18 protein-coding genes are annotated in these 18,919 nt (G+C 59.0%); 8 read left to right on the plus strand and 10 right to left on the minus strand.

Translation table 11 applies throughout. The features are described 5' to 3' along the window. Positions 1 to 229: 229 nt before the first annotated feature. A complete protein-coding gene (locus tag HMPREF3096_RS08335) occupies positions 230 to 616 on the plus strand; it encodes a VOC family protein (RefSeq protein ID WP_012542004.1) in 387 nt (128 codons plus the stop codon). A gap of 144 nt (positions 617 to 760) precedes the next feature. Here HMPREF3096_RS08335 and HMPREF3096_RS08340 read toward each other — a convergent pair whose 3' ends face one another. Genes HMPREF3096_RS08340 through HMPREF3096_RS08350 form a run of 3 tightly spaced genes read right to left on the minus strand, consistent with a single transcriptional unit; the run spans position 761 to position 4,880 of the window. Beyond that, entirely contained in the window at positions 761 to 2,548 is a 1,788-nt protein-coding gene (locus HMPREF3096_RS08340) for an aryl-sulfate sulfotransferase (protein ID WP_032730158.1), read from the minus strand. 23 nt (positions 2,549 to 2,571) lie between these two features. Further along, positions 2,572 to 3,315, minus strand: coding sequence for an ABC transporter ATP-binding protein (locus HMPREF3096_RS08345; protein WP_008805217.1), 744 nt, complete (start codon positions 3,313 to 3,315; stop codon positions 2,572 to 2,574). Continuing rightward, a complete protein-coding gene (locus tag HMPREF3096_RS08350) occupies positions 3,312 to 4,880 on the minus strand; it encodes an ABC transporter permease (RefSeq protein ID WP_012542007.1) in 1,569 nt (522 codons plus the stop codon). Before HMPREF3096_RS08350 ends, HMPREF3096_RS08345 begins: the two co-directional genes overlap by 4 nt. Before the next feature lie 223 nt (positions 4,881 to 5,103). Between HMPREF3096_RS08350 and HMPREF3096_RS08355 the strand changes: the two genes are divergently transcribed. Beyond that, complete coding sequence (locus tag HMPREF3096_RS08355) at positions 5,104 to 6,171, plus strand: ABC transporter substrate-binding protein (protein WP_032730157.1); 1,068 nt, start codon at positions 5,104 to 5,106, stop codon at positions 6,169 to 6,171. Here HMPREF3096_RS08355 and HMPREF3096_RS08360 read toward each other — a convergent pair. Together HMPREF3096_RS08360 and HMPREF3096_RS08365 are read right to left on the minus strand one after the other, a co-directional pair. Then, complete coding sequence (locus HMPREF3096_RS08360; RefSeq protein ID WP_032730156.1) at positions 6,168 to 7,112, minus strand: LysR family transcriptional regulator; 945 nt, start codon at positions 7,110 to 7,112, stop codon at positions 6,168 to 6,170. The genes HMPREF3096_RS08355 and HMPREF3096_RS08360 overlap by 4 nt on opposite strands. A gap of 171 nt (positions 7,113 to 7,283) precedes the next feature. Further along, entirely contained in the window at positions 7,284 to 8,171 is an 888-nt protein-coding gene (locus tag HMPREF3096_RS08365; RefSeq protein WP_016160851.1) for a LysR family transcriptional regulator, read from the minus strand. Between the two features lie 95 nt (positions 8,172 to 8,266). On the opposite strand from HMPREF3096_RS08365, the gene HMPREF3096_RS08370 reads away from it, so the two are divergent. From HMPREF3096_RS08370 to HMPREF3096_RS08385, 4 genes are read left to right on the plus strand one after another with little or no spacing between them, the layout of a single operon-like run. Beyond that, complete coding sequence (locus tag HMPREF3096_RS08370) at positions 8,267 to 9,055, plus strand: substrate-binding periplasmic protein (protein WP_016160850.1); 789 nt, start codon at positions 8,267 to 8,269, stop codon at positions 9,053 to 9,055. A gap of 5 nt (positions 9,056 to 9,060) precedes the next feature. Further along, positions 9,061 to 9,852: an amino acid ABC transporter ATP-binding protein gene (locus tag HMPREF3096_RS08375; protein WP_008805223.1), complete on the plus strand. Its 792-nt coding sequence runs from the start codon at positions 9,061 to 9,063 to the stop codon at positions 9,850 to 9,852. Beyond that, positions 9,852 to 10,526 (plus strand): amino acid ABC transporter permease, encoded by a 675-nt coding sequence (locus HMPREF3096_RS08380; RefSeq protein WP_012542012.1) that lies wholly within the window; start codon positions 9,852 to 9,854, stop codon positions 10,524 to 10,526. The genes HMPREF3096_RS08375 and HMPREF3096_RS08380 overlap by 1 nt, the downstream gene beginning before the upstream one ends. 6 nt (positions 10,527 to 10,532) lie before the next feature. After that, a complete protein-coding gene (locus HMPREF3096_RS08385; protein ID WP_032730155.1) occupies positions 10,533 to 11,939 on the plus strand; it encodes an MmgE/PrpD family protein in 1,407 nt (468 codons plus the stop codon). A 37-nt stretch (positions 11,940 to 11,976) separates the two neighbouring features. Here the strand turns inward: HMPREF3096_RS08385 and HMPREF3096_RS08390 are convergent, their stop codons facing one another. Both HMPREF3096_RS08390 and HMPREF3096_RS30825 read right to left on the minus strand, forming a co-directional pair. Beyond that, complete coding sequence (locus HMPREF3096_RS08390) at positions 11,977 to 13,593, minus strand: peptide ABC transporter substrate-binding protein (RefSeq protein WP_022066380.1); 1,617 nt, start codon at positions 13,591 to 13,593, stop codon at positions 11,977 to 11,979. Further along, entirely contained in the window at positions 13,590 to 13,706 is a 117-nt protein-coding gene (locus HMPREF3096_RS30825; protein ID WP_012542015.1) for a hypothetical protein, read from the minus strand. Before HMPREF3096_RS30825 ends, HMPREF3096_RS08390 begins: the two co-directional genes overlap by 4 nt. Positions 13,707 to 13,778: 72 nt before the next feature. Here HMPREF3096_RS30825 and mpaA point away from each other — a divergent pair, with 72 nt between their 5' ends. Next, the gene (mpaA, locus tag HMPREF3096_RS08395) at positions 13,779 to 14,486 is read left to right on the plus strand and encodes a murein tripeptide amidase MpaA (protein ID WP_008805227.1); all 708 of its coding nucleotides are present in this window, start codon (positions 13,779 to 13,781) and stop codon (positions 14,484 to 14,486) included. Here the strand turns inward: mpaA and ycjG are convergent. Beyond that, entirely contained in the window at positions 14,483 to 15,448 is a 966-nt protein-coding gene (gene ycjG / locus HMPREF3096_RS08400) for an L-Ala-D/L-Glu epimerase (protein WP_032730154.1), read from the minus strand. The genes mpaA and ycjG overlap by 4 nt on opposite strands. Positions 15,449 to 15,550: 102 nt before the next feature. On the opposite strand from ycjG, the gene tpx reads away from it, so the two are divergent. Further along, positions 15,551 to 16,057, plus strand: a complete 507-nt coding sequence (tpx, locus tag HMPREF3096_RS08405) for a thiol peroxidase (protein WP_008805229.1) — start codon at positions 15,551 to 15,553, stop codon at positions 16,055 to 16,057. 71 nt (positions 16,058 to 16,128) lie between these two features. On the opposite strand, the gene HMPREF3096_RS08410 is transcribed toward tpx, so the two are convergent. Together HMPREF3096_RS08410 and tyrR are read right to left on the minus strand one after the other, a co-directional pair. Then, complete coding sequence (locus HMPREF3096_RS08410) at positions 16,129 to 17,181, minus strand: AbrB family transcriptional regulator (protein WP_032730153.1); 1,053 nt, start codon at positions 17,179 to 17,181, stop codon at positions 16,129 to 16,131. 100 nt (positions 17,182 to 17,281) lie between these two features. After that, positions 17,282 to 18,823, minus strand: coding sequence for a transcriptional regulator TyrR (tyrR, locus tag HMPREF3096_RS08415; protein WP_070544388.1), 1,542 nt, complete (start codon positions 18,821 to 18,823; stop codon positions 17,282 to 17,284). Positions 18,824 to 18,919 lie beyond the last annotated feature (96 nt).

The raw sequence follows: 18,919 nt of genomic DNA on the forward strand, positions 1-18,919 counted from the left end.
CGGAAATGATCTGATATCAGTATCAATTTTGCGACTTACCTATGTGATCATAAAGTTATAATACAGCACCGCTTCGTAACGAGTTAAAAAAACGCATATTTCCCTGCTACGCAAACCCTTTTTCTTCGCCTACCCACGCCTGTTGTTGAAATACCTCCAAAACGCTTAAGCATTCCTTTCCACCTCAGGGCTGCTACGCTAACTCTCAGTCAATGGCGAAGGAGGCGTAATGAAAGTCCTCAATATCCTGGTCCGTCGATGCGTGCTGATTACCCGCTTTGAAGAGACCGTTTCGTTTTATGAAAACCTAATCGCGCAGACGGCCAGGTTGCGTTTCGACTATCCCGAATACGATCTCAAACTGGCGCAGGTAGGTTCTGTGCTTTTAATCGGCGGAACCGAGCAAAGCCTGGCGCCTTTTCGCGCCACCGAGGCCACTTTCCTGGTCAACGACATTACCGCCTGGGAGAAACATCTGCCTTCCACCGGAGCAACGATTATCAATCCGGTGAAGGCCGTGCCCACCGGCTGGAACATGCTGGTTCGGCATCCGGATGGCATGATTGCCGAATACGTTGAGCATCATGACAAAAACCCAGCAGATGAGATCTTCTGATGCTTCGCTTTCAGAGGGTTGGACCTGGTATCAGTCGGCTATACTGCCAGAAAAGTGCGCTTTCTGCTGTAGCCAGAGAGGGAGAGAGGGAGAAACTGGCGCTGCAAGCCGCAGCGCCACAGTTATCCTCTTACCCGGGCAGCATCACAGACTGACACTGTTCAACCAGTTGAGCAGACTTGCCACTGAGTATTGCGTCGGTGCGCGCGATATCGGCTGCCCCGATGTTATCAACAGCAGCGTCGGCAGGCCGCGTACGCCGAGGTCGCTGGCCAGTTCCTGATGCAGGTCGGCATCCAGATAGCGCGTTTCAAACTGAGCAATCCGCTGGCTGAGTTTTTCATGGGCCAGTAGCTGCCAGAGTTTACGGCAGTGCACACAGCGCTCCGCGCCAACGAACAGCAGCATGGGTCGTTCACCCTCCAGTTCACTCGCCGCGCTTATCGGCCGGAATGCGCTTTCCGCAACGCGGAACAGCTTCGGACTGCGGCGCAGAGTATCGTTATCGGTTGCGACGCACAGCGCATCGGCGCTTTTACTGTACGGCTGTACGCCCGCCACGCGCACCACGCTCTGCGCCGGGCCCGCCGCCGCCGCGCCCGGCTGACGCAGAGTGCGGACATCAACTGCCGCAATCGGCGTCTCCTGCGGTTGCGCAAGCTGCGGGATCCACGCGTAAGGAATGCGGTAGGCGCGGTAAACCATATTATTATTCAGCGTCTTACCCCAGAACGGCGAAATGTATTCCCAGACAATGTCGTGATCGCGGGTCACTTCAAAAATGCGGCCGTTCGAACCTTCGTTAATCAACGTATTGCCATTTTCCAGGCGCTGCATATTGCTGATATACGGACTGTAGAAGCGGTATGAATCAGTCGGTTGCGGCAGGTCCGCTTCATAAGGCGAGTAGCGCCACTCAATATCGAGGGTCAGCGGGTTGATCTCAAGGATCCGAGAATAATCGCGCCAGGCGTTTTTCACCCCATCCGCCGATGCCGGGTTAGGCGCACCGTATCCGGCCCAACCGCCGTTGTCGAAAATCAGGATATTGCCCGCCCCCGGCAGCCCCTGCGGGATCATATGCGCATGATGCTGGCCGATGATCCAGCCGATGTGCTTCAGCTCCGGTTTGCTGTAGTCCGGGCCGAGCTGCCAGACTATTTTGCCGCTCTGCTTATCGATAATGGCGATAATATTGGATTCGCGGGCGTCCCAGATAATGTTGTCGGGATGAAAGCGCGCATCGCCGGCGTCATACCATTTATTCGGCCCCAGCGCCGACATCGAGTTGATATGCATCCAGTCGCCCATTCCGCAGCCGCTGGCGCGCATATTCGGGTTATTGTACAGCGCGGTGCGCGCCGCATCGTCGAAGCCCAGCTCATGAAAATGGTCGCTGCAGCGCCACTCCCAGACCACATTGCCCTGCCAGTCGACTTCAATAATGGTGTCGTCCAGCAGCAGCTTGTCGGAGATCGCTTCATTCACCAGATTGGTGTGGGCGAGGATCAGGGTATTGCCGCCATCGACCTGCGGCTCCAGCCCCGGCGCGTAGTAGCCGACCGGGTTACCCGCTCGCTGATAGTCGTGATGAGCGCGCGCCATCCAGCGCGTTTCATTGCCGGGGTCGCTGACCTGTTCGTAGCGGTCGAATTTCCAGGTCACGTTGCCCTCCCAGTCCACCTGGATCAGATCGAGCATATCCTGCATGCCATAGCGCGGGTCGCGCTCGCCGCTGTGGCCAAGGATGGCGCCGCCGGGCAGAATTTTGTTGGGAAACCCATGCAGTTCAGGCCATTCCCGCACCACGTGACCATTCATATCCACCAGTACCGCGCCGTGTTCGGTGGCCTGGAAAAGGGTGTAGCCGCTCCAGGCGCGCTGCGGATCATAAAGTGTGGCGCTGGTCGGGTAAACGGAAGGATGTCCCATATGTTGCTCCTTAAATAATAAAATCAGACAGAAGTAATCAGGTTGCGAATGTGGCGGCAGGCGGCGGTAAACGAGTCATCATCACGCTGGCGCGGATGAGGCAGCGCCAGGTTCACGATTTCTCGTATCCGCCCCGGACGCGGGGAGAGCACGACGACGCGATCGGCCAGGGCGACGGCCTCTTCAACATCGTGCGTCACCAGTAACGTGGTGGTTCCCGCGCTTTGGTGGATCTGTAAAAGTTCCTGCTGCAGGGTGTGACGCGTCAGGGCATCCAGCGCGCCGAAAGGCTCATCGAGCATCAGGATCTGCGGGCGGGCCACCAGACCGCGGGCAATAGCCACCCGCTGGGCCATGCCGCCGGAAAGCTGCGCGGGCAGCGCGCTGGCGAACTCGCTGAGCTGCACGCGCGCCAGCATCTCCAGTGCCCGCTGGCGCTTCGTCGCCCGGGTGAGCTTTTCATCTGCCAGGCCGAGCATCACGTTGTCGAGCACGTTAAGCCACGGGAACAGGCGCGGCTCCTGAAACACAATGCCGCGCTCTTTGCCCACGCCGGTGACCGGCTCGCCGTTAATACAAATATCCCCCTGGGTGGCAGACTCAAGGCCCACCAGCATCCGTAGCAGCGTCGATTTACCGCAGCCGCTGCTGCCCACCAGCGCGACCAGTTCACCGGCGGCGATATCCAGGTTGAAATTCTGTAGCGCCGTCACCTGTTGCCAGGATTTACGCACGTGGCGAAAAGAGACCAGAGTTGAAGAGGTCATAACTGCTCCTGTTGACGCCAGCGGGTGGCGCGCATTTCCAGTAAACGTCCGGCTTTATCCAGCGCCGCGCCGGTGATACCGACCAGCACCATGCCGCAGAGAATAGTGGGCATATCCAGCAGCTGCTGGGCATTGATCATCAGGCTACCGATCCCGACGCCGGAGGACATGAAATATTCCGCGCCGATATTGCCAAGCCAGGCGTAAATCAGCGCCAGCCGCAGACCGGCAAAGATCCCCGGCGCGGCACCGGGAAGAATGACCCGGCGCAGGCGCGCGAATTCGCCCAGCCGCAGCACCCTGGCGACTTCATCGAGTTGCGGGTTTCGCTGAAGCACCGCCTGCAGAGTGCTGAAGAACATAGGAAAGAACGACGCCAGCGCGATAAAGACGATTTTGCCGCCGTTATCGTTACCCACCCATGCCGTCAGCAGCGGCAGCCAGGCAAACAGAGCAATATGGCGCAGCACGTTAAGCGTGGGGGTAAAAATTTGTCCGGCGCGTGGGCGCAGCGCCAGCAGCAGTCCGCAGAGCAAACCGCCGGCAATCCCCAGCGCGCCGCCGACAACCGCTCTCCCCAGACTGGCCAGCATCGCGGCGCTCAGCTCTCCGCTCAGGATCCCCTGAACAAATCGTGCCGCCACCGCCAGCGGCGAAGAGAATAATCCGCTATCAATCCAGCCCCACTGGCTGGCCAGCTGCCACAGCGCCAGCAGGACTATCGGCAGCGGTAACGCCCGCCAGCTGGCCTGCGGTTTCCACGCCAGGCGTCCGGCGGCTGGCTGCGGCCAGAACACCAGTCGGGAACAGGCCCGATTCGCCGCCCACTCCATCAGCATGCCGCTCAGGCCAACCACCGCGATGGTGACAAAGACGATATCCAGTTGAAACAGCTGGCGGCCCCAGACCATCAGGTAGCCAATACCTTCGGAAGAAGCCAACAGCTCGACAACGATAAGCGATACCCAGGCCTGCGAAAGCGCCAGACGCAGACCGGTAAACCAGCCCGGCAGGCTTGCCGGGATCACCAGCCAGCGCAGCCGCTGCCAGCGGGAGAAGTTCATCACCCTGCCGGCTTCGCTCAGGGTCTGCGGCACGCTGGCTACCGCCTGCTGAGTGTTGATGGTCATCGGCACCACAGTGGTTTTCACGATAACCGCCAGCTTGAGGCCGTTATCAATCCCGAACAGCACCATCAATAGCGGGATCCAACCGAGCGTCGGAATTTGCGCCAGCGCGTAGAACAGTGGTTCCACCCGCTGCGCGGCCGCTGGCACCAGGCCAAACAGCGCCCCGAGCAGCGTGCCGGCGATGGCGCCCAGCAGCAGGCCAAGCGCCAGATGCTGGAGACTAAATCCCCACTGCGCCAGCAGATCGCCGCTCAGCAGCGACAACGCGGTATCGGCAACCACCGACGGGGCGGGCAAAATTTGCGCGGGCATCCATCCCTCGCGGGCGGCGATGTACCACAGCAACAACAGTAGCGCTGGCAGCAGCCACGGCCAGCCGTTAAGCCGGAAACCCGGCCTGCCAGGGGCATCGGTTCTTAAGATCATCTGCGACATATCGGTCCACTCATCGGAAAGTGATGCCGCTATGAAAACGTGACTCACGCTGCCCCGCTATTGCGTAAGGCGAATAATCCCGATGCATCGAATGCATTTCAGCCTGGCGGGCACGCGGCGTCTGATTTAGCTTTTTTTCACCCATGCTTGGCGAATAAAAGCATTTAACACACGGCCCGCCGGCTCTTTAGGGTGAGAAAAAAACTCAAGGGAGCAATACGTTATGATGAAAGCATTTTTTAGCCGCACCTTGCTGGCATTGGTCGCGGTCATCGGTCTGGCGGCAAACGCCCAGACCGAGACGCTACGAACCATTCGCATCGGCGTGCCGGATCAGAGCGCCGGCAGTCAACCTTTTATTGAGGGGCCGGTCGGCATGGCGTTTATCCGCCATCAGCTGGAAGAGGTGTTTAAACCGCAGGGTGTGGAAGTGCAGTGGCAGTTTTTCAAGGGGGCAGGCCCGGCGGTGAATGAAGCGTTAGCCAACCGACAGCTTGATTTTGTTTACCTCGGCGATCTGGCGGCGATTATCGGTAAGGCCAATGGTCTGCCGACACGCCTGCTTCTGGGCAGCCGCGGCTCGGAATCCTGGCTCGCGGTAACCAAAGCCTCGGGTATTAAAACGCTGGCCGACCTGAAAGGCAAACGGGTGGCGGTCTATCGCGGTACGGCGGACCAGCTGGCCTTTGACCGGGCGCTGCAATCCGCCGGCCTCAATGAGCGCAGTTTGCAGGTCATCAACCTTGACTGGAACGCGGGTAAAGCGGCGCTGGCGGCCGGTCGCGTCGATGCGGTATGGGGAGGCGTCTCCCTGCTGGCGCTACGCGGCGACAAAATTGATGTGGTGGTTAAAAGCGGCGATTCAGGCCGCCAGAACACCACTCAGGCGGGGTTCCTCGGCACGCAGACGTTTATCGAGACCTGGCCGCAGGCGACTCAGCAGATCGTTAATGTGCTGGTGAAGAATGCCGCTGAAATCAGCGATCCGGCTAATCGAGACGCCTGGTCTGCCGAGATGGCGCAGCAAAGCCAGATCCCCAAGGCGTTATTTCTGGAAGCGCTGCAGCCACAAGATCTGAACTTTACCACCTCACCGCGTATTGACCCGTTCCTGACCGGCAGCTTCAGCAGTAGCGTCGAGCAGGCTAAATCGGGTCGTCTGATCCGCAGCGCTTTTGACGTTAAGCAGTGGGTGGACGGCCAGTTTGTCGAGCAGGCGCTGAAAACGCAGCAACTGGAAAACCGCTGGCCACCGTACGATGCCAAAGGTGAGGCGAAAAACGCCGGTTAATCCCTCTCCTCATGCGCCAGCAGCTGAAGCTGATGCTGACGGTCGGTATGGAGGATAATCTCAATCAGCCTCTCAACCAGCGGCGGCTGAATCGCGTGAACCGGGGAGATAATGGCAAACCGGGTCTGCATTAGCCGCCACTCATCTGGCAGATCGCTAAGTTCCAGTTTCACCAGCCGATGGCTGTGCTGGCACAACGCGAAGCCGTCCTCGCTGGCGAAGCTTATCGCGTGGGTTTGCGCCAGAGTGGAAAGCAGCGCGTAAATATGGTCGCACTGGATCGCGGGCGTAAAGTCCTGTTGCTGGCTGAGGGTCGCCAGTACCTTGCGTACCCCCGGCGGCAAATAGGGGGCGGCAAAAGGGTAGCGCAACATCTCCTGAATCGAGATCGTCCCCTGTTTTGCCAGCGGATGTTCGGCATGGCAGACAAAGAAACAGCGTTGTGGGCTAAGCGGCTGCACGCGTAACTGCGGGTCAAGCTCGGCCTGCCAGCTATCGGCGACCACAAAAGGATAGTGCTGGGAGGTAAGCGCCTGATGCAGAGCAAGCCAGTTATCAATGTGAAAACGCACCCTCGCCTGCGGCAAAAGACGATGAAACTCTCCGATGGCCGCCGGAATCAGCCTCGCGCCGGGAGCCGGGCCGCAGCCAAAAGCGACCTCGCCATTTTGCGCATCGTCCGCCTCACGCAGCTGGCTGCTGAGCTCAATATTGAGTTCCTGAAAACGGCGCGCATAAGGCAGCAGCTTTTGCCCATGCAGCGTGAGCGTCGGTAGCTTGCTCTGGCGGTCGAATAAAGGATGACCGACACTCTGCTCCAGCGCCTGAATGCTGCGGCTAAACGCCGATTGCGACAGGCAAACCGCCTCCGCCGCACGATTAAAACTGCCGTACTCCACTAGCGCCACAAAATTGCGTAACTGGCGAAAATCCAGATGCATCGATCCGCTCCCTTCCCTCTACTATTCAACAAAAGTACTGGAAGGCGGCCTGGCGGTAAACCACAGACACCACTCCCGGTGGGTTAGCGCACCGTGACTGGGGTGAAAGTTCGCGTTGCAGAATAGTGATGAATCTGCATGAGCGGCCAGCCACAGAGCCTCACGCTGATCTCACGTTTCAGCCATTAATTCCGTCATCACTTTCGCAAACACTTCGCCCGGCTGAGACAGGGTGCTATGTCCATCCGTCACCGCGACGACAGAAACCGGCAATGCATGACGGAACGGCCGCACCGCCAGACCGCTGGTGTCGACGCCCTGTAGAGAAAAACTGTCAACAATAGTCATACTGTTGTTGCCGTGTCTGACAAGATTAATCGCCATGCTGTAGCGGTTGGTTTCTACCGCCGCCACCTGGCGCTGGCGGAACGCCGGCACCTCTTCGGCAATCATGGCAACCAGCCGCGCGTCGGTCGTGATATACACCAGGTCGCGCGTCGGGATATCCTGCCAATGGATTTCCGTCTGCTGCGCCAGCGGATGCTGCTCGGGCAGCACACACACCATTTCGCCCCGGCAGATGGCCAACGGGTTCTCCTCTGGTTCGTAGCCGGGTTTCACCAGAAAACCGAGATCGTAACGCCCTTCTTCAACCGCCGTCTCAATTTCATTGTTGAGACACATATCCGCCACCACACCATAATCCGGAAAGCTCTGCCGAAAACGCGCCACCGCCAGCGGCAATATATTCAGCGCCAGCGCAGGCGTGGCACAGACCCGCAACTGACCAACGCGATACTGGCGGATGTGATCAACAAAACGCTCAAAACGAAGCCGGTCCTGATGCACGCGCAGCGCCTCTTTATACAGCGCTCTGGCTTCCGCGGTTGGCTGCATCTTCCCTTGATAGCGCTCAAACAGGCTGAACCCCATCTGCTGCTCGATAAGCGCCAGGCTTTTACTCACCGAAGGCTGCGACATGGCCAGCTGCGCCGCTGCCGCTGTCACTGAACCTAGCTGAACGATACTGATAAAGACCTCGAGTTGCTTGGGTGTCATTGCCATTTTCCTGATAACGATATGCTGATTATGCATTTAAAAAATATGCACTCAGGGTTATAGAATCCATAATTATATTCACCAGAGGGCATAAAATGAAATTTTTCACGTCACGCTTCATGTCGATATTGTTGCTTATACCGGGGATGTTCTTAGCCCAGTCTCCTGCTCAGGCCGGGGAAGAAATCAATACGATTCTGCCAGACCATGTGATCCGCGTCGGTGCGGTCAACGCACCGCCGTGGTATCAGAAAGATCTGCTGACCAACCAGTGGACCGGGCTGGTTCCGGATGTTGTGCAGGCGATATTTAAAAACACCGATATCAAGATTGAATACGTTGATACGCAATGGGGCACCGCCGTCGCGGGTTTACAGTCCAACCGCTTCGATATTTTAGGTGGTTTTAATAATACGCCAGAAAGGGCCAAAGCCGTCGACTTTACCCGCCCTATGGGCTCGCACCAGATGGGCGTCCTGACTCTGGAAAAAGAGACGCAGAAATATCAGCGCTGGGACACCATCAACACTTCGCAGACCAGGCTCAGCGCGATTGATGGCTCGGCAGCCGTCACGCTGCTGCAGCCTCAACTGGACAAAGCCCAGTGGATTATCGTTCCCGATAGCGACAACATGCAGCTCCAGATGGAGAGCGGCCGCGCGGATGCCATCGTCACTAACGATATCCAGATGGCGCAATATATTCAAAAGCGTCATCAGGGCACGATGATTATTCCACAGCCGGTCAAAGAACAGGCAACCAATATGGGCCTGCGTAAAGAACGACCGGAATTACAGGCGTGGCTGAATGGACGGCTCGAACAGCTGGATAAAGACGGCACGCTGAAAAAAATATGGCAGAAATATACTCACCCAGCGAAATAACTCTGATGAATCCACAATCATTATTACCGTTACTGAAAATTGAAGCGCTTAGCAAATCATTTTCAGGTAATAAAATTATAGATGATGTTTCCTTCGCGGTTCGTCCCTCGGAGGTGATTGGCATCATTGGCCGCAGCGGCGCGGGTAAATCCACCCTGCTGCGTTGCCTGAACATGCTTGAAGTCCCGGATAGTGGGCATATTTGGCTGGGTGAGGAAGAAATAGGCTTTCACGGCGCGCAGAGAAAACAGGTCACACAGCGCACATTAGCGCGCCAGCGTGCCTCAATGACAATGGTATTCCAGCACTTTAATCTGTGGCCACATCGCAGTGTATTGCAGAATATTATTGAAGGTCCGGTACAGGTCCTGGGCTTGCCGCGTAAAAAAGCCATCGAAAAAGCCATGGCGCTGCTCACGCGTATGGGCCTGCAAGAAAAAGCCGGAGACTTCCCGGTTCAACTTTCAGGCGGTCAGCAGCAGCGGGTATCTATCGCCCGCGCCCTGGCCATGGCGCCGCAAGTGATCCTGTTTGACGAACCGACTTCCGCACTCGATCCGGAATCTGTCGGGGAGGTGCTGTCCGTTATTTCCGAACTGGCGGCCAGCGGCACCACCATGCTGGTGGTTACCCATGAAATGCGTTTTGCCCTGCAGGTATGTAGTCGGCTGCTGTTGATGGATAATGGCAAACTGGTGGAAGAAGCATCCCCGCAGGAGATCTGGTCACGGCCGCCCGATGCCCCTATCCGACGCTTTATGACGCTGTCCGGCGTAACGGCAGAGGAGCTGCGCTAATGTCTTATCACTGGGATTTCTCAATACTGTGGCAATATCACGCGGTTTTGCTGGAAGGGATATTGACCACCTTTAAAATTGTGCTGGCCTCAGTCACGTTAAGCATTCTTGGCGGAGCGCTGCTGGCCCCGTTGCGCGGCGCGTCCAGGGCGGTCATCCGCTTACCCACCCAGGGGTTGATTGAGATTGTGCGTTCAATCCCCCCTCTGGTGCTGATTGTCTGGGCCTACTACTGTCTGCCCATTTTGTTCGGCCTGACCCTCTCCTCGTATCTGACCTGTGTCCTCGCCATCTCGTTATATGGCAGCGTATTTTTCGCTGAAATATTTCGTTCTGGTATGCAATCGGTCGATCATGGTCTGGTCGAAGCGGGCCTGTCGGTGGGGATGTCACCGCTGAAAGTATTAGTTCGCATTACCGCGCCGGTAGCCTTTTTGCGAATTTTACCGGCGTTTGTCAGCCAGTGCGTGATGTCGGTTAAGAATTCCGTGCTGGCGAGTTATATCGCAACGGGTGAGATCCTCTATCAAGGGCAACGGCTGAGTACCGCCACCTTCCGCCCTCTGGAGACACTGACTTTTGTGGCGCTGTTTTTCGTCGCCACCATTCTTCCGCTGTCACTGCTGGCAAGCTATGCCGAGCGCCGGATCCGCAGCCGCTACTTCAAACGTTGAGTAACCATGACTATTTCCGCAACACGCCAGCTGGTCAATTTTGCCAGTACCTTATCTGCGCCAGCTATCCCGGCTCCCGTTCGGCGCAAAATTCGACTGCATTTACTGGATGCCCTCGCCTGCGGTTGGGCGGCCAGTGGCCACCGGGTCAGCGAACCGATGATACGCGCCTCCCGGCTATTTGGCGGAAACGGTCACTGTAGCGTCTTCGGTGAGTCCGGTTTCAGCCCATTGGCGGCCGCGTTCGCGAACGCCGCCATGATAAACGGCCTGGATCACGATGACGGTGTGGAGATCGACGGCAAAGGGCTCGGCCATCCGGGGGCCACACTGGTTGCCGCCGCGATGGTTGCGCTTGACCTCAATCCTGAGCCGGTAGCTCAGGACGTGCTGATTACCACCCTGGCGGCCGGTTTCGAGGTGAATAACCGGCTCATCCACGCCATCCAGCCTTCGGCAGAACGCTTCAGCCAGGTCTACGGCGTGGCGCAGCATCAATCCATCGGCGCAGCCGTGGTGGCCGGTCGGTTGTTGGGGTTAAACCCTGAGCAATTACATCACGCGGTGGGCCTGGCCGCCGCGTTAACACCGCTCCCCAGCCTGCACCAGTATAACTGGCGACAACGGCCGCTGTTGTCGCTCAAAGATGCCGTGGCGCCCGCCGCGCAAGCCGCCGTGCAGGCGGTGATCATGGCGCAGCAAGGCCTCAGCGGCAGCCTTGATGTACTCGATGGCGAACAGGGTTTCTGGCGGATGATTGGCTCCGACCAGTTCGCGCCAGACAGGTTGACCGATGAGCTCGGCAGTCACTGGTACGCTGGCTACGGTAGCTTTAAGCGATATCCCGCCTGCCGCTGGCTGGCCTGCGCGCTGGAATGCATGGAGGGCATCATGCAGCAGACCGGCTGGTCTGTTGCGGATCTCCGCACCATTGAGGTACAAAGCTTCCCCCGCCTGGTCAATGATATGATGGATTATCGGCCGCAAACGGTGACCGACGCGCAGTTCAGCCTGCCGTGGACGCTGGCAGCGATCGCCGCTGGCCTGCCACCTGGTGCCGACTGGTATACAGAAGACAATATGCAAAACCCCGCCTTGCTGGCGCTGGCGGATAAAGTCACGGCCACTGTCACGCCTGAATTTACACAACGAATGAATGGTCCGGCACGCCAGCCTGGCGCGCGCGTTGTGGTCACAAACAGCCGTGGTGAATGTGCAGTGCAGGAACGCTACAAACCCCTCGGCAGCGCCGAGCGGCCGCTTAGCGATGGGGAAATTATTGCCAAAGCGCGGCGAAATTTGCCCGGACATAAGATAAAGGTTAACGAACTGCTTACGAGCGTGATGGAGGAGGCAACAGCTCGGTATTACTCCTCTTCGGCAGACCTGATGGGCTTTTCGCTACCGGCGTAGCAAGGGTTGCCTGACATTGTCAGGCAACCACGACCGGTTAGTGCTTCACGATATACATGGTACGACTGTAGGCCACATCTTCCGGGTTGGTGATCGGGTAGCCTTTCAGCCACGGCTTAATCAGCCGGCCGTTAGTGTACTGGTAGATCGGCGCAATCGGCGCTTTGACCATAATGATCTTCTCCGCCGCGTTGTAATCGTCGTTACGCGCTTTGGCCGAATTCTCCACCGCCGCCTGGGCGAGGATTTTGTCGTACGCCGGATCGTTAAAGCGCGAGATATTTCCGCTGTGGGTGGAGGTCAGCAGCGACAGGAAGGTGGACGGCTCGTTGTAGTCCCCTACCCACGAAGCGCGGATCACGTCGAAATTGCCGGTGTTACGGCTGTCGATATAGGTTTTCCACTCCTGGTTTTGCAACTTCACTTCCACGCCGAGGTTTTTCTTCCACATCGACGCCACCGCGATGGCAATCTTCTGGTGATTCTCAGAGGTGTTATACAGCAGCGTCAGCTTCAGCGGACGATTCGGGCCATAGCCGGCGGCAGCCAGCAGGGCTTTCGCCTGGGCATTAAGTTCGGCCTGACTCATACTCTCAAACTGCGACGGCTGGGGGGTGAAGCCCGCCGTCACGTCCGGCGTGAAACGCCAGGCCGGTTTTTCCCCGGTTCCCAGTACTTTCTCCGCCATCACCCGGCGATCGATGGTCATGCTCAGCGCCAGTCGCACCCGCTCGTCCGCCGTCGGCCCCTTTTGGGTATTGAAAGCGTAATAGTAGGTACCCAGCTGCGGCGGGGTATATACCTGCCCCGGAATATCCTTCAGCAGTTTCTGATACATATTTTTCGGGAAAGATTCGGTGATATCGATATCGCCAGCGAGATAGCGCTTGGTGGCGGCGGACTCCTGGTTGATCGGCACAAAGGTGACCTGCTGGATCACCGTTTTGGCGTTATCCCAGTAGTGCGTGTTCGGCACCACCACCAGCTTTTCATTGACCACGCGATCTTTCAGAACATAGGCGCCGTTGCCCACCAGGCTGCCGGGCCGCGTCCAGTTCGCGCCGCTGTCGACATTCGCCTTCTGTACCGGGTAGAAGGCAAAGCTGGCGGTCAGGTTGCTGAACCACGGCAGTGGTTTATCCAGCTGCACCCGCAGAGTGTGGGCGTCGACGGCGGTAACCCCCAGGGTCTCCGGCGCGGCTTTGCCGTCGATAATGTTCTGCGCGTTGGCGATCCCCGCCAGCGCCGCGAACCAGGCGAACGGCGAAGTGGTTTTCGGATCCACCAGACGCTGCCAGCTATAGACGAAATCCTCGGCGGTAACCGGCGTGCCGTCGGACCAGCGCGCGTCATCGCGCAGGGTAAAGGTCCAGACGCGGTTATCGTTGCTCTGCCAGCGGGTCGCCACGCCTGGAACCAGGTTGCCTTTCGCATCCTGATTGACTAAACCTTCAAACAGATCGCGGATCACCTGGATTTCCGGCAGGCCCACCGCTTTGGCGGGATCTAACGAGGCGGGTTCATCTTTGATATGGCGTACTAACAGCTGTTTTTCCGCCAGTACCGTGCCCGGCGGTACGTCCGCCGCCCAGGCTAAAGAAGATACGCTGGCTAACCACAGCGCGCCGCATGTCAAAGCGACAGGATACTTCATAAGATCCCCTTTAAAATGAAAAAAATACCGCCAACAGAGCGATAATTATTTGTTTCATCACCTGAAATTGCAAACGACATATGATAGAAAATTGATGTGTCGTCGGATTTCACGCCTCAGGGAATGGGTTTGATCCCGACGCGCTTTTCGCCAACACTGAATAATAACGACACACAGGAAGCCCTATGTCTATTTCACGTCCTCGTCCGCAGCGCGGCGACTTTCCGCCGGGAACCCGGCAGTACGGCAGCTCGGAACTGGGCGCGCCGCTGCTGTGGTTTCCTGCGCCGCAGGCCGACAGCCGTAGCGGCCTGATTATTGCCGGCACCCACGGTGATGAAAATTCGTCGATTGTGACCCTCTCCTGCGCCCTGCGCACTCTGAAACCCGAGCTGCGCCGTCACCACGTGGTGCTAACGGTCAACCCTGACGGCTGTCAGCTCGGGCTGCGTGCCAATGCCCGCGGCGTTGACCTCAACCGTAACTTTCCGGCCGCTAACTGGAAACAAGGGGAAACGGTTTATCGCTGGAACAGCGCGGCAGAGGAACGCGACGTGGTGCTGTTGACCGGCGAGCAGCCGGGTTCGGAGCGGGAGACCCAGGCCCTGTGTCAGTTGATCCACCAGATCCATCCGGCGTGGGTGGTCTCCTTTCACGATCCGCTGGCCTGTATCGAAGACCCGGGCCACAGCCCGCTGGGGCACTGGCTGGCCGACGCCTTCTCCCTGCCGCTGGTGGGCAGCGTGGGCTACGACACGCCGGGCTCCTTTGGCAGTTGGTGCGCTGATATCGGACTCCCCTGCATCACCGCCGAGTTCCCACCGGTCTCCGCCGACGAGGCAACGGAGCGTTACCTGCCGGCGATGACCGACCTGCTGCGCTGGCAGGCTTAAAGATGAAGCACGCCGGTGCTGAACCGCAGCGCCGGCTCAACGTCCACCGCCAGCCATGTCGGGCCGTCGAGGTCAGCGAAGCACGCCAGCGGCGCCAGAGGGAGCGCGGCGGCGATCCCGCGCGAGGTACAGAGCATACAGCCCAGCATCCGTTCAAATCCCTGCCGTTCCGCCTCTCCGGCCAGAGCCAGCGCTTCGGTCAGACCGCCCGTTTTATCCAGTTTGATATTGACCATCTCATAGCGCCCGCGCAGCCGCGGCAGGCTCTCCCGGGTATGGCAGCTCTCGTCGGCGCAAATCGGTAACGGATGAACGAAGTTTTCCAGCGCCGCATCGGCGTCAGCCGGGAGCGGCTGCTCGAGCATCGCCACGCCGAGGTCCGCCAGCAGCTGACAGCGCGCCGCCAGCCCCTCGCTGTGCCAGGATTCATTGGCGTCGACAATCAGCGTAGCCTCCGGCGCCGCCTGACGGATAGCGATTAACCGCTCGCTGATCAGCCGGTCGTCAAGCTTCACTTTCAACAGCTGGGCACCTTTCTGCCACAGCGCCGCGGCGCTGGCCGCCATCTGATCCGCCGTACCAATGACCACCGTTTGGGCGGTGATCACCCGGTTGGGCAACGCCACGCCCAGCAACTGGGACAAGGTTTTGCCTTCGCGCCGCGCCTGCAGATCCCACAGCGCGCAGTCAACGGCATTGCGCGCGGCGCCTGCCGGCAGCAGCCGCTGCAGCTGTTCGCGGGTGAGGCCCGCTTCCAGCTGCTCGCCGATCGCCATCACCTGGGCCATGACCGAAGCGATGCTCTCGCCATAGCGGGGATAAGGCGTGCATTCGCCCACCCCTTTCACACCGTCCTCCTCCAGTTCCACCACCACCACTTTTGCCTCGCTGCGGCTGCCGCGGGCGATCACAAAAGGGGTATGTAGCGGCCAGGCTTCCTCATACACTCGCACGTTGCGCATTCCCTTGTCCTCTCTGGTCAATGTTAAATAGGGTTTGCCGTGTAGCTGGCGGATGTCATACACTACTCGTGACGTTAACTATATGTAAACAGGAAGATAACCATGTCACAAACCGTGCATTTCCAGGGCAACCCCGTTTCTGTTCAGGGCACCATTCCGCAGGCAGGCGCTAAAGCGCAGCCGTTTACGCTGGTCGCCAAAGATCTCTCTGACGTCGCGCTGAGCCAGTACGCCGGCAAACGTAAAGTACTGAATATTTTCCCGAGCATTGATACCGGCGTGTGTGCCGCATCAGTGCGTAAATTCAACCAGCTGGCCGCTGAACTGGACAACACTGTGGTGCTGTGCATTTCCGCTGACCTGCCGTTCGCCCAGTCCCGCTTCTGCGGCGCGGAAGGCCTGAGCAACGTGGTGACCCTTTCCACGCTGCGCGGTGCGTCGTTCCTCGCTGACTACGGTGTCGCCATCGCCGCCGGTCCGCTGGCTGGCCTGGCCGCTCGCGCCGTGGTCGTTATCGATGAAAATGATCAGGTCGTCTACAGCCAGCTGGTGAATGAAATCACCGAAGAGCCGGACTACGACGCCGCGCTGGCCGCCCTGAAAGCCTGATAACAGCGTGCCCGGGCGCATCACGCCCGCGGACAATCTATGTACTCAGCCCCCGCTCTGCGGGGGCTTTTTTATTGCCGTGGCGCATAGCGGGAGATAGCCCGCGCCATCGCCGGGCCGGTCAGTAAAATGGTAAACAGCCGCAACGTCTGTAGCGCCATAATGAACGACATATCCGCCCGGGTGCCGGCGGCGATAATCGCCACCGTGTCCAGGCCGCCAGGGCTGGTGGCCAGATAGGCGGTCATAAAGTCCATCTGCAGAATGTGGGTCAGGGCAAGGGCCATCAGGGCGCACATCAGGATCAGCCCAATAATAGAGGCGATAATCTGCGGCAGCGTCTTCAGCGCCAGCAGAAAAATGGCTTTATTAAACTGCAGCCCCACCGTCCAGCCCAGCACCGCATAGGCCATCGCCAGCAGCCACTCCGGCAGCTCCAGCATCATCCAGCCGCTGCCCTGGACCAGCGCGCCGAGCAGCATCGGCAACAGCATGGCCCCGGAGGGGATGCGCAGCCGCATGCCCAGCCAACAGGCTAGCGCCGTCAGCAGCAGCGTGAAAGGGAAATTCAGGGTCAACGATGGAAACCAGACAATATCCTGAGTCATTTCCTGCGCTTCATTGCCCAACGCATAGCGCACCACCAGCGCCGCCGCGCCGACGACAAACAGCACCCGCAGATACTGCATCAGCGCCACCAGCCGCACATCGGCCCCGTACTCCTGGGCCATCACCACCATTGCCGACGCGCCGCCGGGAGAGCTTCCCCAGGCGCCGGTGGCGCCCGGCAGCGCGCTGTAGCGAACCAGCAACCAGCCGGTGAGGCCGCTAATCGCCAGGGTGGTCAACAGGATCGCCAGCACCAGCGCCCAGTTGTTGAACAGCACGCCAAAAACAGAGGGATTAATCGCCCGGGCGATCATGCAGCCGACGATGGCCTGCGCCGCCAGATAACAGGGACGAGGGATGCTCAGCTTCACCCCGCGCAGGCTCAAAATGAGACCGGCGATCAGCGGCCCCAGCAGTAGCGCTGCCGGCAAATGAAGGCGTAACAGCAGCGAGGAAAAGAGAACAGAGAGCAGCAGCAATGTCAGCCAGTGCCCGATCGCGCGACGCGACGCCAAGATGCACCACCCCGGAAAAAGGATTAAAAAACCAGTATATACAGGTTTGGCCCGCTTTGCAGGCCGAATGCCGGCGACGTGGGTCGCCGGCCTGGCGGGATTATTCGTCGCCCTTTTTCTGACTCAGACCATATTCACGCAGTTTATTGGCGATGGCGGTATGCGACACCCCCAGCCGCTTCGCCAGCTTACGGGTGCTGGGGTAGCTGCGATAGAGCTGGGTCAGCACCGAGCGCTCAAAGCGCCGGGTGATGTCGTCCAGCGACCCTTCCATGGCCTCCTCGCCCACCGGCAGCGACGCGACGTCATGGTCCGGCAGCAGAATGTCCTGTGGACGCAGCTCAAATCCCTCCAGTTGGGTCAGCGCGCGATAGACAGCATTCTTCAACTGGCGAACGTTGCCGGGCCAGCTGTAGCGGGTGAGCACCGTACTGAGATCGGCGGAGAGCTTCGGCCGCGGGACGCCCTGCTCATCAGCAAAGCGGGCCACGAACAGCTCCGTCAGCGGCATAATGTCCTGCGGGCAGTCGCGCAGCGGCGGCAGATACAGCGTCAGGACGTTGAGGCGATAGTAGAGATCTTCGCGGAACAGCCCTTTCTGCACCAGTTCGACCAGGTTTTTCTGCGTCGCGCAGATCACCCGCACATCGACGTGCACTTCATGATCCTCGCCAACTCGGCGGAAGGTGCCGTCGTTGAGGAAGCGCAGCAGCTTAGTCTGCATTCGCGGCGACATCTCGCCAATTTCATCCAGCAGCACCGAGCCGCCGTTGGCCTGCTCGAAGAAGCCCTTCTTACCCTGCAGCGCGTCGCCAAACAGCTCGCTCTCGACCGCGTCCTCGGGAATGGAGCCGCAGTTGAGCGCCAGATAAGGTTTGCCCGCCCGCGGGCTGGCCAGATGGCAGGCATGGGCCAGCAGATCTTTGCCGGTGCCGGTGTCGCCGACAATCAGCAGCGGCGCGCTGAGCATCGCCAGCTTGCGCGCTTGCTCCACCACGTGGCGCATTTTCGGCCCCACCGCGAGGATCTGGCTGAAGGCGCTGGTGTCCTGGCTGGTCATGGTCTGCAGCTGGCGTCCCATGCGCACGGTTGAGCGCAGCATCGCTACGGCGCCGGTCAGCACCCGTTCGTTATGCTCCCCTTCCAGATAGACCGGGGTCACTTCCAGCAGATAGTTCTGTCCATTCACCACCACATGCTCCGCATGCGTCTCCTGCGGGCTGCTCTCCAGCCAGCGCTGAACGTTAAAATCGGCGATCAACTGGGCCACCGGATGGTTGCGCAGCTTCGCCTGGCTTTGGCCAAACAGCAGGCAGCTGGCGGGGTTGGCCAGTTCCACCCTGCCTTTGGTATCCAGCGACAGCACCGGCTCCGGCATCGCCACCAGCAGCGCGCTGAGCGCCAGGTGTTCACGCTCAGACGGCATCCACGACACGGTGCGCACGTCTGTCACGCCGGCGATACGGCGGATCTCTGCCATCAGGCTGCTGAACGTGGCGAACTCCAGTTCGGCAAAATTGAGGTAAATTCGGCCTATAGGGTCAATATCGATACCACGTAGATCAATGCCGCGCAGCACCAGCAAATCGAGCAATTCACGAGTCAGACCGAGACGGTCTTCACAAAAGACTTCAAGAAGCATGGGAGTGTTCACCCTAAAAGTGCCAATGACGGGAGAATAATAGGACAGGAATGAGTTTTCGGGAAGCTAACTGTCAACAATTATTGACAGCATGGC

The organism is Klebsiella sp. HMSC25G12, from assembly GCF_001807705.1.
GTDB lineage: Bacteria > Pseudomonadota > Gammaproteobacteria > Enterobacterales > Enterobacteriaceae > Klebsiella > Klebsiella variicola.

Bases quoted from the DNA above. Each gene is read 5' to 3' on its own strand.
- HMPREF3096_RS08335 (WP_012542004.1), top strand. From the start codon at position 230: ATGAAAGTCCTCAATATCCTGGTCCGTCGATGCGTGCTGATTACCCGC.
- HMPREF3096_RS08340 (WP_032730158.1), bottom strand. From the start codon at position 2,548: ATGGGACATCCTTCCGTTTACCCGACCAGCGCCACACTTTATGATCCG.
- HMPREF3096_RS08345 (WP_008805217.1), bottom strand. From the start codon at position 3,315: ATGACCTCTTCAACTCTGGTCTCTTTTCGCCACGTGCGTAAATCCTGG.
- HMPREF3096_RS08350 (WP_012542007.1), bottom strand. From the start codon at position 4,880: ATGTCGCAGATGATCTTAAGAACCGATGCCCCTGGCAGGCCGGGTTTC.
- HMPREF3096_RS08355 (WP_032730157.1), top strand. From the start codon at position 5,104: ATGATGAAAGCATTTTTTAGCCGCACCTTGCTGGCATTGGTCGCGGTC.
- HMPREF3096_RS08360 (WP_032730156.1), bottom strand. From the start codon at position 7,112: ATGCATCTGGATTTTCGCCAGTTACGCAATTTTGTGGCGCTAGTGGAG.
- HMPREF3096_RS08365 (WP_016160851.1), bottom strand. From the start codon at position 8,171: ATGACACCCAAGCAACTCGAGGTCTTTATCAGTATCGTTCAGCTAGGT.
- HMPREF3096_RS08370 (WP_016160850.1), top strand. From the start codon at position 8,267: ATGAAATTTTTCACGTCACGCTTCATGTCGATATTGTTGCTTATACCG.
- HMPREF3096_RS08375 (WP_008805223.1), top strand. From the start codon at position 9,061: ATGAATCCACAATCATTATTACCGTTACTGAAAATTGAAGCGCTTAGC.
- HMPREF3096_RS08380 (WP_012542012.1), top strand. From the start codon at position 9,852: ATGTCTTATCACTGGGATTTCTCAATACTGTGGCAATATCACGCGGTT.
- HMPREF3096_RS08385 (WP_032730155.1), top strand. From the start codon at position 10,533: ATGACTATTTCCGCAACACGCCAGCTGGTCAATTTTGCCAGTACCTTA.
- HMPREF3096_RS08390 (WP_022066380.1), bottom strand. From the start codon at position 13,593: ATGAAGTATCCTGTCGCTTTGACATGCGGCGCGCTGTGGTTAGCCAGC.
- mpaA (WP_008805227.1), top strand. From the start codon at position 13,779: ATGTCTATTTCACGTCCTCGTCCGCAGCGCGGCGACTTTCCGCCGGGA.
- ycjG (WP_032730154.1), bottom strand. From the start codon at position 15,448: ATGCGCAACGTGCGAGTGTATGAGGAAGCCTGGCCGCTACATACCCCT.
- tpx (WP_008805229.1), top strand. From the start codon at position 15,551: ATGTCACAAACCGTGCATTTCCAGGGCAACCCCGTTTCTGTTCAGGGC.
- tyrR (WP_070544388.1), bottom strand. From the start codon at position 18,823: ATGCTTCTTGAAGTCTTTTGTGAAGACCGTCTCGGTCTGACTCGTGAA.